Annotated in this window: 11 protein-coding genes and 1 pseudogene; 11 read left to right on the top strand and 1 reads right to left on the bottom strand. The window is 69.8% G+C overall.

From position 1 onward, the window contains the following. Window positions 1–126 precede the first annotated feature (126 nt). The 11 genes and pseudogenes from DL519_RS43555 (at window position 127) to DL519_RS43505 (ending at window position 11,333) form a co-directional block, all read left to right on the top strand. Window positions 127–1,011: a branched-chain amino acid ABC transporter permease gene (locus tag DL519_RS43555; protein WP_190823577.1), complete on the top strand. Its 885-nt coding sequence runs from the start codon at window positions 127–129 to the stop codon at window positions 1,009–1,011. Next, window positions 995–2,047, top strand: a complete 1,053-nt coding sequence (locus tag DL519_RS43550; RefSeq protein WP_190823576.1) for a branched-chain amino acid ABC transporter permease — start codon at window positions 995–997, stop codon at window positions 2,045–2,047. Before DL519_RS43555 ends, DL519_RS43550 begins: the two co-directional genes overlap by 17 nt. Continuing rightward, complete coding sequence (locus tag DL519_RS43545; RefSeq protein ID WP_190823575.1) at window positions 2,044–2,778, top strand: ABC transporter ATP-binding protein; 735 nt, start codon at window positions 2,044–2,046, stop codon at window positions 2,776–2,778. Before DL519_RS43550 ends, DL519_RS43545 begins: the two co-directional genes overlap by 4 nt. Next, window positions 2,768–3,562 (top strand): ABC transporter ATP-binding protein, encoded by a 795-nt coding sequence (locus DL519_RS43540; protein WP_190823574.1) that lies wholly within the window; start codon window positions 2,768–2,770, stop codon window positions 3,560–3,562. Before DL519_RS43545 ends, DL519_RS43540 begins: the two co-directional genes overlap by 11 nt. After that, window positions 3,559–4,713, top strand: coding sequence for a Gfo/Idh/MocA family protein (locus DL519_RS43535; RefSeq protein ID WP_190823573.1), 1,155 nt, complete (start codon window positions 3,559–3,561; stop codon window positions 4,711–4,713). Before DL519_RS43540 ends, DL519_RS43535 begins: the two co-directional genes overlap by 4 nt. Then, entirely contained in the window at window positions 4,710–5,867 is a 1,158-nt protein-coding gene (locus tag DL519_RS43530; protein ID WP_190823572.1) for a dihydrodipicolinate synthase family protein, read from the top strand. Before DL519_RS43535 ends, DL519_RS43530 begins: the two co-directional genes overlap by 4 nt. Beyond that, window positions 5,864–6,739: a sugar phosphate isomerase/epimerase family protein gene (locus tag DL519_RS43525; protein WP_190823571.1), complete on the top strand. Its 876-nt coding sequence runs from the start codon at window positions 5,864–5,866 to the stop codon at window positions 6,737–6,739. The genes DL519_RS43530 and DL519_RS43525 overlap by 4 nt, the downstream gene beginning before the upstream one ends. A 198-nt stretch (window positions 6,740–6,937) precedes the next feature. After that, window positions 6,938–9,238 (top strand): PQQ-dependent sugar dehydrogenase, encoded by a 2,301-nt coding sequence (locus DL519_RS43520; RefSeq protein ID WP_190823570.1) that lies wholly within the window; start codon window positions 6,938–6,940, stop codon window positions 9,236–9,238. 91 nt (window positions 9,239–9,329) lie between these two features. After that, window positions 9,330–10,106, top strand: a complete 777-nt coding sequence (locus DL519_RS43515) for an IclR family transcriptional regulator domain-containing protein (protein WP_190823569.1) — start codon at window positions 9,330–9,332, stop codon at window positions 10,104–10,106. Between the two features lie 544 nt (window positions 10,107–10,650). Further along, a pseudogene (locus tag DL519_RS43510) lies at window positions 10,651–10,902 on the top strand (DddA-like double-stranded DNA deaminase toxin); the annotation flags it as partial. After that, window positions 10,899–11,333 carry an Imm1 family immunity protein gene (locus DL519_RS43505; RefSeq protein ID WP_190823568.1) on the top strand — a complete coding sequence of 145 codons (435 nt, stop codon included), beginning with the start codon at window positions 10,899–10,901 and terminating at the stop codon, window positions 11,331–11,333. The pseudogene DL519_RS43510 and the gene DL519_RS43505, both read left to right, overlap by 4 nt. 379 nt (window positions 11,334–11,712) lie before the next feature. Here the strand turns inward: DL519_RS43505 and DL519_RS43495 are convergent, their stop codons facing one another. Next, on the bottom strand, window positions 11,713–13,278 hold the full coding sequence (locus DL519_RS43495) for a GMC family oxidoreductase (protein ID WP_190823567.1): 1,566 nt from the start codon (window positions 13,276–13,278) through the stop codon (window positions 11,713–11,715). Between the last annotated feature and the right edge of the window lie 141 nt (window positions 13,279–13,419).

The raw sequence follows: 13,419 nt of genomic DNA, 5'->3' as shown, positions 1-13,419 counted from the left end.
CTTCTCGCGAGGACAACCCCGGCGTGGTGAATTGCCATTCATGAGTCGGGGATCCCACAGCGAGAAGGCCCCTGAGGTTCCGCTACCCACACCACCACGCAAAACGAGTCTGGAAAGAGGCTCTAAATGACCGGATCACTCCTGCTGCAGAGCCTGGTGCTCGGCGTGCTGCTCGGCGGGCTCTACGCCCTGCTGGCCGCGGGCCTGACGCTGTACTTCGGCGTGATGCGCGTGGTGATGCTGGCGCACTCCGCCTTCCTGATCCTAGCGGCATACCTGGCCTGGTTCTTCAACGTCCAGACCGGTTTGGACCCGCTGCTGTCGCTGCTGGTGACCGTCCCGCTGTTCTTCGCGGTCGGCGTGCTCATGCAGCGGTTGCTGATCTCGCGGCTGCGCCCGGCGACTTTGACCATGATGTCGGTGCTGCTGACGTTCGCCATCGCGCTGGTGATCGAAGGCGCGCTCGGGCTCGTCTTCAGCGGCACCCACCGGCGCATCCAGCTGCCCTACTCCGGCGCGGACATCCGGTTCTTCGGCGCCAGCGTCCCGGTGGTGAAGCTGATCGCGTTCGGCCTCGCCGCGGTGTCACTGGCCTCGCTCTACGTGCTGCTGAAGAAGACCCGGTTCGGCCAGGCGCTGCGTGCCACGATCCAGCACCGGGACGCCGCGCAACTGGTCGGCATCAACACCGGCCGGATCGCCGGCTACGGGTTCGGGTTGGGCCTGGCCACCGCGGCGATCGGCGGAACCGCGCTGGCCCTGGACTCCACGATCTACCCGTCGCTGCACTGGCACTGGATCGGGCCGCTGATGGCGATCATCGTGGTGGGCGGACTGGGCAGCGTCCCCGGCGCGGCGATCGCCGCCATGGTGCTGGGGCTCGGCCAGAGCCTGCTCCAGCTGCCGCTCGGAACGACCTGGGCGCAAACGGTTTTCTACGTCGCGCTGTTCGCCACCTTGCTGCTGCACCCCCAGGGATTCTTCGGAGGCCGCCTTGCGCAGCGTTTCTGATCCCGCCCGCGCCGCGAAGCTCGTCGGCCTGCTCGCGCTGGCCGCGCTGGTGGTCGCTTTCCCCGCGCTGGCACCGGATCCGTTCATCCTGTCGGTCGGCGTGGTGATCATGAGCTACGCCGTGCTGGCCACGTCGTGGAACTTCGTGGGCGGATTCACCGGCTACATCTCGCTGGGCCACGCGGCGTACTCCGGGCTCGGCGGTTACGCCACCGCGCTGCTGGTCGTGCGCGCGGACCTGAACCCGTGGCTCGCGCTGGTCCTCGGCGGCGTGGTCGTCGCGGTGCTCGCGGTGCCGATCGGCGTCGCGAGCCTTCGGGTGCGCGGTGCATCGTTCGTCATCGTCTCGATCGCGCTGGTGCTGATCACGCTGCTGGTCTTCCAGAGCTGGGGGGATTTCACGGGCGGTTCCAACGGTTTGCGCGTGCCGCGCCCGTTCGGTCCGGACGTGCTCCGCCCAGAGCAGCACGAGCGGTTCTTCTACCTGCACGCCGCGCTGCTGGCCGTCGCCCTGCTGTGCTGGTGGGCGATCGACCGCTCCCGGTTCGGCTCCGGGCTGAAGGCGATCCGGGAGGACGAGGACAAGGCCGAGGCGCTCGGGGTGCCGACCTTCACCTACAAGCTCGTCGCGTTCGTCGTCTCGGCGTTCTTCACCGCGCTGGGCGGCGGGCTCTACGCGCTGTGGTTCGGGTTCCTGGACCCGATCTTCCAGTTCTCCGTGCTGACCGGTTCCTACCTGGTGCTGATGAGCCTGCTCGGCGGCGTGCGGAGCCTGTTCGGGCCGGTGCTCGGCGCGATGATCACCGGCTACGCCGTGGAGTACTTCAAGGCCCAGTACGGCGACACCCAGCTGCACCTGGTGGCGCTGGGGGTGCTGCTCGCCGCGGTGGTGCTGTTCATGCCCGACGGAATCATCCCGGCGCTGCGCGACCTGCTGCACCGGTTCCGCCCGCGGACGGCGTCGATCCGGGAAGTCAGCCAGGCCGAGCTCGCCGAGCAGCGCCGGGCCGGGACCGTCGAGGAGGCGCGCCTGTGAGCACGGGACTGGAAACCACCGGCCTGACCAAGTCCTTCGGCGGGGTGCGCGCCGTCGACGGGGCCACCGTCGCCTTCCAGCACGGCAAGGTCAACGCGCTGATCGGCCCCAACGGATCGGGCAAGACCACGTTCTTCAACTGCGTCACCGGGATGATCAAGCCCGATTCCGGCACCGCGAGCTACCGCGGCCGGGACATCACCGGCCGCCCGCCGCACCGGATCGCCCGCGCGGGCATCGGCCGCAGCTTCCAGCTGTGCCGGATCTTCCCGCGGATGACGGCGCTGGAGAACCTGCTGGTCCCGGTCCGCTCCCGGAGCCTGCTCGGCCAGCTGGTCGCCGCGCGCCAGCGCGCCGACCTGGACCGGGCGCGCGAACTGCTCACCCGCGTCGGCATCGAGCACCTGGCCGACGTGCAGGCCCGCGACCTGTCCTACGGCCAGCAGAAACTCCTCGAACTCGCCGGGGTGCTGATGGCCGATCCCGAGACGGTGCTGCTCGACGAGCCGGCGGGCGGGGTGAACCCGGCGCTGATCGAGCGGATCGGGGAGCTGGTTCGCGCGCTCAACGCCGAGGGCCGGACCTTCCTGATCGTGGAGCACAACATGGACCTGGTGATGAGCCTGTCGGACCACGTGGTCGTCTTCGACCGCGGGCGGCCGATCGCCGCGGGCACGCCCGACGAGGTCCGCAACGACCCGCGAGTCCTGGAGGCCTACCTTGGGATCTGAGCAGCGGGGTTCGGGCGAGCACCTGCTCGAACTCGTCGACGTCGAGGCCGGTTACGGGCGCGCGGCGCTGGTGCTGCGCGGGCTGACGGTGCGGGTGCCGCCGGCCAGCGTGGTCTGCCTCGTGGGGCCTAACGGCGCCGGGAAGTCCACGGTGCTCAAGGTCGCCAGCGGCATGCTCGCGCCGCGATCCGGCCGGATTCTGGTGTGCGGGAAGGACGTCACGAGCCGCCGACCGCAGCAGATGCTCGAAGCCGGACTGTCCCACGTCCTCCAGGGGCACAGCGTGTTCAAGGAGATGACGGTCGCGGAGAACGTGCTGCTAGGCGCGTACACGCTGCGGGACAGGTCCGAGATCGCCGGCCGCGTGGCCTTCGTCCAGGACCTCTTCCCGGTCGTCGCTGAGCGGTGGAACGCGCTGGCCGGGGCGCTTTCCGGCGGCCAGCAGAAGCAGGTGGAGTTCGCCCGGTCCCTGATGGTCAGCCCGAAGGTCGTGCTGCTCGACGAGCCGTCGATGGGCCTGGACCCCAAGGCGACCGAGGCCGTGTTCGCCCAGGTGGCGCGGATGCGCGACGCGGGGACGGCGGTGCTGCTGGTGGAGCAGAACGCCCGCCGCGCTTTGGACGTCGCCGACCTGGGCTGCGTGCTCGACCTCGGCCGGGTGCACATCTCCGGCCCGGCAGCCGACCTCCTCGCCGACCCGCAACTCGGCGAGCTCTACCTCGGCAACCGACGCTCCAGCACCACATCGTCGAGGACGTTGAAGACAGGGAGCCCGCGACCATGACCGATCGCACCTACCGCATCCTGATGAACGGCGTCACCGGCCGGATGGGCTACCGCCAGCACCTGCTGCGCTCGGTCCTCGCGATCCGCGACGACGGCGGCGTGGCGCTCGCCGACGGCAGCCGCATCCAGGTCGAGCCGGTCCTGGTCGGCCGCAACGCCGGGAAGCTGGCCCGCATCGCCACCGACCACGACATCGCCGAGTGGAGCACCGATCTCGACGCGCTGCTGGCCGACGACGCCGCGGAGATCTACTTCGACACCCAGGTCACCAGCGAGCGCCGCAAGGCGGTGCTGAAGGCCGTAGCCGCGGGTAAGCACGTCTACACCGAGAAGCCCGTGGCCGAGACCATGGCCGAAGGCGACGAAATGGTGACGGCGGCCGAAGACGCCGGGGTCGTCAACGGCGTCGTGCACGACAAGATCTTCCTGCCGGGCTTGCAGAAGCTAAAACGGCTGGTGGACGCGGGATTCTTCGGCCGGATCCTCTCCGTGCGCGGGGAATTCGGCTACTGGGTCTTCGAGGGCGACCTGCTGCCCGCGCAGCGGCCGAGCTGGAACTACCGGGCCGAGGACGGCGGCGGCGTGGTGCTGGACATGTTCTGCCACTGGAACTACGTGCTGGAGAACATTTTCGGCCGGGTCCGCGCGGTCACCGCGAAGGCCGTCACGCACATCCCGGAGCGCTGGGACGAGAACGGGCAGCGCTACGACGCCACCGCCGACGACGCGGCTTACGCGATCTTCGAGCTCGACGGCGGGGTCATCGCGCAGATCAACTCGTCGTGGGCGGTGCGGGTGGAACGCAAGGAACTGCTGGAGTTCCAGGTCGACGGCACGCACGGATCGGCGGTCGCGGGTCTGTTCGGCTGCCGCATCCAGCCGCGGGTGCGCACCCCGCGGCCGTCGTGGAACCCGGACCTGCCCACGACCGAGGACTTCCGCGGCCAGTGGGACGAGATCCCCGACAACGCGGAGTTCCGCAACGGTTTCCGCGCGCAGTGGGAACGCTTCCTGCTGGACGTGCACCACGGCAGGCCGCACCCCTACGACCTGGCGGCCGGGGTGCGCGGCCTCCGGCTCGCCCACGCCGGGCTCACCTCGTCGGCAGCGGGCCGCCGCATCGAGCTGCCCACCGGCGGCGCGGTATGAGTGCGATCGAGCTGCCCACCGACCGGGGCACCTGGGCGGAGGTCGTGCTGCGCGAACCCAGGCGGTGGAAGGAACATCCGCGGCCGTACGGCTCGCGGGTCGCGTTCGCCGCCGCGCACGTGGTCGCCGATCCGCTCGGCGACAACACCCCGGGGGCGCCCGCGGCAGTGGACTGGGAGTCCACATTGGCCTTCCGCCGGGAGCTGTTCCGCTACGGGCTCGGGGTGGCGGAGGCGATGGACACCGCGCAGCGCAACATGGGCCTGGACTGGCCCGCGGTGCAGGAACTTGTCCGCCGCAGCGCCGAGCAGGCCCGCTCCTTCGGCGCCCGGATCGCCTCCGGGGCGGGCACCGACCACCGGGCCGGGGCCACCACCCTCGACGAGGTCGTCGCGGCCTACGAGGAGCAGGTCGGCTTCGTGGAATCGACCGGTTCGCAGGTGATCGTGATGGCCTCCCGCCAGCTGGCCGCCATCGCCGGCGGCACCGACGACTACCGGCGGGTGTACGACGCGGTGCTCGGGCAGGTCGCCGAGCCGGTGATCCTGCACTGGCTCGGCGAGGTCTTCGACCCGAACCTGGCCGGCTACTGGGGCTCGACAGACCTGACCACCGCCACCGAGGCCTTCCTCGATCTGGTCCGCGACCACGCCGCGAAGGTCGACGGCGTGAAGGTGTCCCTGCTGTCGGCCGAGCACGAACGTGCTCTGCGCGCCGCACTGCCAGCCGGCGTGCGGCTCTACACCGGTGACGACTTCAACTACCCGGAGCTGATCCGCGGCGACTCGCAACACCACTCGGACGCGCTGCTCGGCGCGTTCGCCGCGATCGCCCCGGCCGCGTCGGCGGCGCTGGCCGCGCTCGACGACGGCGACCTCGCGACCTACGACGCGGAAATGGCTGCGACGCTCCGGCTGTCGCGGCACGTGTTCAGCGCACCGACCTTCTACTACAAGACCGGGATCGCCTTCCTGTCCTGGCTGAACGGCCACCAGCCGGGCTTCACGATGCTCGGCGGATTGCAGTCCGCGCGCAGCATCGTGCACCTGTCGCGGATCTTCGCGCTGGCCAACGATGCGCAGCTGCTGGTCGATCCGGAGTTCGCCGCGCACCGGATGCGGTTGTGGCTCGAGGCCGCGGGGGCCGCCGCATGAGCGCGCGCGACGTGCCGATGAGCGCACCGGCCCGGGTGCCGACTCCGCAGCCCGGCGACCCGCGGTTGGTCCGGCTTTCGCTGAACCAGCGCACGGCCGCCAACTGGTCGCTGCGCGAAGCGGTGGAGGGCTGCGTCGCCGCCGGGCTCGGCTCCATCGGGGTCTGGCGCGAACCGGTTGCGGAGGTCGGGCTGGAGGTCGCCGCGCGGATGGTCCGCGATGCCGGACTGCGGGTTTCCTCGCTGTGCCGTGGCGGTTTCTTCACCTCCGGCGATCCGATCGGCGACAACGTCACCGCCCTCGACGAGGCCGCAGCTCTCGGCTGCGACGCGCTGGTGCTCGTGCCCGGCGGGCTGCCCGTGGGCGACCGCGATCTCACCGGTGCCCGGCAGCGCGTGGCCGATGCCGTCGCCGCACTGGTCCCGCACGCACGCGAACGCGGGGTGCGGCTGGGCATCGAGCCGATGCACCCGATCTTCGCCGCCGACCGCGGGGTCATCTCGACGCTCGCCCAGGCCCTGGACATCGCCGAGCGACACCCGCCGGACCTGGTCGGCGTCGTGGTCGACACGTTCCACGTGTGGTGGGAGCCGGGCGTGCTGGAGCAGATCGCGCGCGCCGGGCAGCGGATCGTCAGCTACCAGATCTGCGACTGGATCACCCCGCTACCCGCGGACACGCTGCTCAGCCGCGGGATGATGGGCGACGGCCACATCGACTTCGCAGCGCTCACGCGGGCGGTTTCCGCTGCCGGGTACCGCGGGGACGTCGAGGTCGAGATCTTCAATGCCGACGTCTGGGCCGCCCCCGGCTCCGATATTGTCGCCACCCTGACCCGCCGGTACGTCGAGTTCGTGGAGCCGCACCTCTAGCCGCACCTCTAGCCGCCAGGAGGAGTCCATATGAGACGAAGAACAAACGACAACTACGGGCGCGTCCGCGACTTCACCATCATCGGCACTCCCGCTCCCCTGACAGCGGTTTCCGGATTTTCTCCTGCAGTCCACCGCTTTCCACTGGCGGCCTGCGATGCATGACCAACCCACAACGGCGAGGGATGGAGTCTTACCATGCGCGTGCGCAGATCCTGGGGCGCCGCGATCACCGCAGTGGTGGCCGCAGCGACCCTATTAGCACCACCGGCGGCCGGTCCCGCCGACGAACCGATCACCGATCCGATCCCCGAAGAGCCGCAGCAGTCCCGGCTCGGCCTGGTGCTCCAGGAAGTCGCGCAGCTGCCCGCGTCCGAGGCGACGCCCCCGGCGACCGACCCGCGGCTGATCCGGCACAACCGGATCAACTACATCGGCGAGGTGCCCGACGGCTCCGGCCGGATGTTCGTGCCCGACCTCAACGGCCCGCTGTACCTGCTGGACGGCGGTCAGCAACACGTGTACCTGGACTTCAAGGCGCGCTTCGAGCACTTCTTCTCCGGGCGCGGGATGGGCAGCGGCTTCGGTTTCGTCGCCTTCCACCCCGACTTCGCGCGCAACGGCAAGTTCTACACGGTGCACAGCGAGGACAAGGCGGCCATCGACTCCGAGGAGCCGACCTATCCGAACCAGCCGAAAGCGTCCGTGCAGAGCGTGGTGACCGAGTGGACCGCCGACGATCCGGCCGCCGACGTGTTCACCGGTTCCCAGCGGGAGATCTTCCGGTTCGGGTTCACCACCCAGCTCCACGCCATCCAGCAGATCGACTTCAACCCCACCGCCAAGCCGGGCGACCCCGACTACGGCCTGCTGTACCTGGGAGTCGGTGACGGCGGCATCGGTCTGGACTCCGACGTGCCTCAGGACATGAGCACCCCGGCGGGCAAGATCCTGCGGATCGACCCGGCGGGCACGGACGCACCCAACGGCCAGTACGGCATTCCGGCGTCGAACCCGTTCGTCGGCGCGCCCGGCGCGCTGGGCGAGATCTACGCCCTCGGCATGCGCGACCCGCACCGGTTCAGCTGGGACCCCGAGGGTCAGCACGCGATGTACCTCGGCCACATCGGCCAGCACGCGATCGAAGCGGTGTACGAGGTCCGCGCCGGGGACAACTTCGGGTGGAGCGAGCGCGAGGGTGACTTCACCTTCCGCCCGGAGAACCAGTGCTACCTGTACCCGCTGCCGGCGGACGACGAGAAGTACGGTTACGTCTACCCGGTGGCCGCCTACGACCACGATCCGCCGCAGGGCTGGCCGTGCAACTCCGACAGCGGCCACGGGATCTCCGGCGGCCAGGTGTACCGGGGAGCGCAATTTCCGTTGCTGCAGGGCAAGTACGTCTTCGGCGACCTGGTGGACGGCCGCGTGTTCTACACCGACGTCAACCGGATGAAGCGCGGCGCGGAGCGCGCGCCCCTGCGCGAGTTGCAGCTGTTCGACACCGCGGGCAAGCAGATGCGGATGACGGACTTCGCCGGGGATGGTCGGGTGGACCTGCGCTTCGGCACCGACTCGCAGCGCAACCTGTACCTGCTCGCCAAGGCCAACGGCAAGATCTGGAAGGTGGCCGGAACGCGGATGGCCCCCGGCTCGGAGGTCACCGCGCAGGTGAAGCGGAACCTGGTCGCCTACTACGACTTCGAACGGCCCTTCGCCGCCGACGATTCCCGCGAGCTCGACCGCGGCTCGTCACGTACCCTGCTGAGCCTGCTGGGCGGCGGTGCGGACATGCGGGTGGCCGACGGCGCGTTCCCCGGCAGCAACAACGCCCTCCAAGCTCAGCAGGTCAACCCCGGAGTGGCCGGCAAGGACGACTGGAAGGCCGGTGTCTGGGACGGCAACGGCGTCTCGTCGCTCAGCGCGTTCAATGGCACCGAGGGCGCGACCGTGATGGGCTGGTTCAAGATGACCGGCGAGAACCCCAGCCCCAACTCGAACACACCGGACCCGGGCGACCGGTACAACGCCGTCAGCCTGGCCGGGATCCTCAGCGGCAACTCCGATGGCCACGACGTCCGGGCGCTGCTGGAGTTGATCCAGGTCGACGGTGAACTGCGGCTGGTGGGGCTGGGCCGCCGCATCGACGGAGGCAGCACCCAGACGTTCGCCGCCCGGCAGGACTGGCGCGAGATACTCCCGCCCGGCGAATGGGTGCACCTGGCGGCGACGTTCGACTACACGACCGGCGAAATCGCCCTCTACCGCAACGGCCAGCCGCTCCCGGGCTTCTACACGGTCCCGGGCGGCCCGTGGCAGCTCGACGGGTCTGGTACGACGAAGACGAACCCGCGAGGAATCAAGATCGGCGGCAGCTTCCCGCAGAACACGGCGGAGCGAAACCCGTGCAACTGCCGGATGGACTCGCTGATGTTCCTGAACACGGCGGCAGAACCAGCAACGATCAACCACCAATACCGCCGCTTCTTCCAACGGTAAAGGCCCAACGCGGGGCGACTGTTCGATTGACGCACATGAGTTCGGAGACGTAGATTGGTCGAAATCATCGTTGCCTGACGGGAATTGCGGTATGGGTCGACTTGCGGACAAGGACAGTGCCGTCCGGAAGCAGCGGAAGCTCGCCAACGCTCCTAACGCCGCGGACTTCTCCGAAGCGCTGGCGCGGGGCATGGCGGTGCTGGCCGCCTTCGACGGTGAGAACCGGCGGCTGACGCAGGCCGATCTTGCCCGCAAGCTCGACCTCTCGCGCGCCACGGTTCGGCGCGCCGTGCTGACCCTCGAGCACCTCGGGTATCTCGTCGCCGACGGTCACGCGTACGAGCTCAGCCCGCAGATCCTGCGGCTGGCCGCCGGATACCTGACCTCCAACGTCACCGGCTCCGTCATGCAGCCCGTCTGCGACCGGATCTGCGCGCAGGTGCAGGAGGCGTGTTCCGTCGCCGTGCTCGACGGCGCGGACGCCGTCGTGATCGCCCGCGCCGTGCCGAACCGGCTGATCCAGGTGGGCAGCGGCATCGGTTACCGGACCCCGGCCGCCATCTCGTCGCTGGGCAAGGTCCTCCTCGCGCACCTGCCGCCGCAGGAGCAGGCGAGCGCGCTCGGTGCTATCGGAGCCGAGGCGGCGTCGCTCGACGGCATCGAGCGGGACGGCTACTGCTACGTCGCGAACGACGTCGAACCGGGAGCGCATTCGATCGCCGTGCCCCTGCGCCGGTGGGACGGCCGGGTCGTCGCGGCCCTGCACGTGGGATGCAGCATCGAGCGGATCTCCCCCGAGGCCATGCACGACGAGGTCCTGACGCTCCTGCGCGAAGCGGCAGGCGAACTGCACAACCAACTCATCTGAGCCATCCGTCCGAAGTGGACTGCATCAAGCTTACCGGCGGAGTGTCGGGGGTGACGGGCATGATCGGCGCTCGTCGCTGTCCGCCCGTCCGAGGGGGCGCCGTTGGCATCCGCAGTGGAACAGCTCGGCCAGGCGATCGCGACTGCGCTGAGCAAGATCGAGGCGGCGGCCGGTTCTCTCACCGAAGCGATCGATCGGTGCGAAGAGGGAAACGGGTACCTCGCGGCCGTGCGTCAACAGGTGCAGGCCATCGCAGCGCAGCTGGACACCTACCGGCAAAGAAACGGGATTCCCTCGGGCGCCCCGCCCAGCACCACAACGGCGGCCCCCGCTGCGCCCGCGGCCTGCACGACGGCATCCGGCTCGGCGCCGTCGACCCCGCCCCGCTCGGAGCTACCACGTCCGCCGCAGCCGGGCAAGACGCACGGCCCGTGGATCAACAGCAGCGGCGAGGCGGTGAAGCTGGAAAGCGGGAAAGGCGGCGAGCGAGTACTACGAGGCCACTCGGCAGCTCGCCGTCGAGCATGGGCTCACGCGAGGCCACGTCAACGCGGAACCGGCGATTGCCCGCCACGTCGAGACGCAGTTCGTCGCCCGGATGATCGATCAGGGCATCGCCGAGGCCGAGATCGAGATCAACCGACCTGTGTGCGGGACGACTCCGAAAGATCAGCAGTGGCCGAACACCTGCGACCAGTGGCTTTCGAGGTTCCTGCCGGAAGGGTGGAAACTGACAGTGAAAGATGGATCGAGCCCGGACGGGCGCCGCTACGTCGGGCGAAAGGTGAAGGAATGAGCATCACGGCAGGTTGGGCAGTGATCGGCCTCGACGGCTCGTATCATGGGCTGAACGCGACCCTGAGCACCCCAGACGAGGTCGCCGGGTTCGTCAAGCAGCTCACCGACCCACAAGCGGACTCGGCGCGGCTGGCGCACAACGGCCGTCCGCTGTGGGACGCGGAAACGAGCTTTCCCGACCACGACGTGTTCGCCGCCATCGTCGACGGGTTCGGTTACCTCTCCTACCAGGACGCCACCCGCGGCAAGGCGTACCCCGAGGGCGACCCCGCCTCGGAAGGCTGCGAGTTCGACGACGATGACTTTCCGCCGGGTTCGGGCCTGCCGGTCGAGCGGTTTACCGAGGTCCTCGTCGAGTTCCTCAACAGCGCCGACCGGCCCGCCTCGGTGACGTGGCGCGACGAGCACCCCGAGGCCGCGGGCGAGTAACCCGCTCGACGGCGGTCACGTTCCGCGCCGGTGGCGCGGCGGGTGATCGCTGCGTGAAATCGCGGGCGGGCGCAGCGTTCCCACCGCCGGCCTCGACGTCGAGGATCACCCGGACCTCACGGGGAACGATGCGCATGATGTGCTCGGCCTGCGCTGCGGCGCTGATACCGCCCTCTTGGTAGTGGTAGACCGTGTGCAGCAGGCCAGCGGCGCGCGCCTGGTCGAGGTGGCGGCGAAACTGCGGCGATTTCGCGCGAAATCGCCGCCCCCAACGCCTGCCAAGTGGCGATTTCGCGCGAAATCGCCCCAGGAGGAATCACCAGGTCGCCAAAGGTGCCGGCGCCAGACCAGGCCCCACCTGGCCCAGGTTCTCCCGTGCTCAGTCGAGGCGGTCCGCCATGAGTTCGCCCGCCATGATGGTCGCCAGGTTCGTGTTCGCCCTGGGGCACGTGGGGAAGATCGACGCGTCGACGACGCGCAGCGCCTCCAGGCCCAGCACCCGGCATTCGGGATCGACCACCGCGGCCGGGTCCGACGGGCCGCCCATCCGGCACGTGCTCGTCGGGTGCTGGGCGTCGGACGCCGTCGCCAGCAGGTAGTCATCCAGTTCGGCGTCGTCGTCGATGGCCGCGAACAGCTCCGCGTTGAGCCGGTCCGGCGAGAAGGCGGTGATCGGAGCGACCTCGTCGCTGCGCGCCAGCTCGACGAGCTGGCGGATGCCGCCGCGCATCCGGGAGAGATCGCGCTCGTCGGCGAGCATCCGCTCGTGCACCTCCGGCTGGACTGCCGGGTCAGCCGAGGTCAGGCTGACCCGGCCCCGGGAGTGGACCTGGTTGACCCACAGTCCGAAGGAGCCCGCGCCGAAGTCGACGTCGGCGATCTCCATCGCCAGCACGCTCTGGTTGGCCGAGATGACAAGCATGTCGTTGTCCTGCGCCGCCGGATCGTCGCTGGTGTAGCGGATGCAGACGTTCGTGTGCCGATCGTCGGGCGTGCGTATCGCCGATTCCTCGTTCAGCGGGATGCCGACGAAGACCACCGGGTGGTCCTGCAGACCCTGGCCGACCGGCAGGTCCCGCAGCACGTCGATGCCCAGCGAACGCAGCTGCCCGGCCGGGCCGATGCCGGAGCGCAGCAGGATCGACGGCGTGTGGATCGCGCCCGCGCTCAGCACGACGAGGTCCGCGTGCTCATCGGTCATCGCACCGTCCACGAGCACCCGGACACCGGTGGCCCGCCCACCGGAGACCAGGACCCGGTCGACCACCGCGTCGCCCCGGACCACCAGGTTGGGCAGGTCACGGGCGGGATCCAGGTAGGCGTCGTTGGTCGACACCCGACGGCCCAGGCGCGAATTGATGGGGTACGGCGAAATCCCGGTCGCGCCAGGGGCGTTCACGTCCGCGGCCCAGCCGTACCCGGCGACGCGGGCCGCCCGGCCCAGCGCCGTGTCCACCGCTCCCCACTCCGCCTCCGGTGTTCGGTAGATCGGGATCGGACCGCTGCGGCCGTGGTACGGGGCGTCGCCGAACTCCTCGTCGTCCTCCAGCTTCGCGAAGTAGGGCAACACGTCCTCGGGCGCCCAGCCGGTGCATCCCGCTCGGGCCCAGTCCTCGAAGTCCTCCACCGGCGGACGGATCGCGATCTGCCCGTTGATCGCCGAGCTGCCGCCGACTCCGCGCCCGCGCCAGTACGGGGCCGGCTTTTGCTTCTCGGTCCGCGACGCGTTGAGCCCCGGCCACACCAGGGGCCGGGCCGCCTCGGGGTCCAGCAGCGCGCGCATCGGGTTCGGTGACCGCCACACCTCCGGCATCTCGTGCGAGCGGTAGTCCGGACCGGCCTCCAGGAGCAGGACCCGCCTGCCGTCCTGAGCGGCGCGAGTCGCGACGACGGCACCCGCCGATCCCGCCCCCACCACGATCAGATCCCAACCACCGACGGCCATGGCCCCACCTCGACGTTCGATTAACGCACACAAGTTCGTTTACCTTGCGCCGTCACCGTACGTTCGCCGCCTCGGAGGGCGCAACGGATTTCCCGGCGACACCGCACGAGCACGGTCAAGTGCCACCTCGATGCAGCGGGT

The sequence above is a fragment of the Saccharopolyspora pogona genome, assembly GCF_014697215.1.
GTDB lineage: Bacteria > Actinomycetota > Actinomycetes > Mycobacteriales > Pseudonocardiaceae > Saccharopolyspora > Saccharopolyspora hattusasensis.
The sequence above is the reverse complement of the archived record's forward strand: the minus strand, read 5'-3'. Positions and strand labels throughout refer to the sequence as shown.

Coding starts and splice junctions, on each gene's coding strand:
- DL519_RS43525 (WP_190823571.1), top strand. CDS start 5,864: ATGAGCGCGCGCGACGTGCCGATGAGCGCACCGGCCCGGGTGCCGACT.
- DL519_RS43495 (WP_190823567.1), bottom strand. CDS start 13,278: ATGGCCGTCGGTGGTTGGGATCTGATCGTGGTGGGGGCGGGATCGGCG.
- DL519_RS43535 (WP_190823573.1), top strand. CDS start 3,559: ATGACCGATCGCACCTACCGCATCCTGATGAACGGCGTCACCGGCCGG.
- DL519_RS43555 (WP_190823577.1), top strand. CDS start 127: ATGACCGGATCACTCCTGCTGCAGAGCCTGGTGCTCGGCGTGCTGCTC.
- DL519_RS43520 (WP_190823570.1), top strand. CDS start 6,938: ATGCGCGTGCGCAGATCCTGGGGCGCCGCGATCACCGCAGTGGTGGCC.
- DL519_RS43505 (WP_190823568.1), top strand. CDS start 10,899: ATGAGCATCACGGCAGGTTGGGCAGTGATCGGCCTCGACGGCTCGTAT.
- DL519_RS43515 (WP_190823569.1), top strand. CDS start 9,330: ATGGGTCGACTTGCGGACAAGGACAGTGCCGTCCGGAAGCAGCGGAAG.
- DL519_RS43530 (WP_190823572.1), top strand. CDS start 4,710: ATGAGTGCGATCGAGCTGCCCACCGACCGGGGCACCTGGGCGGAGGTC.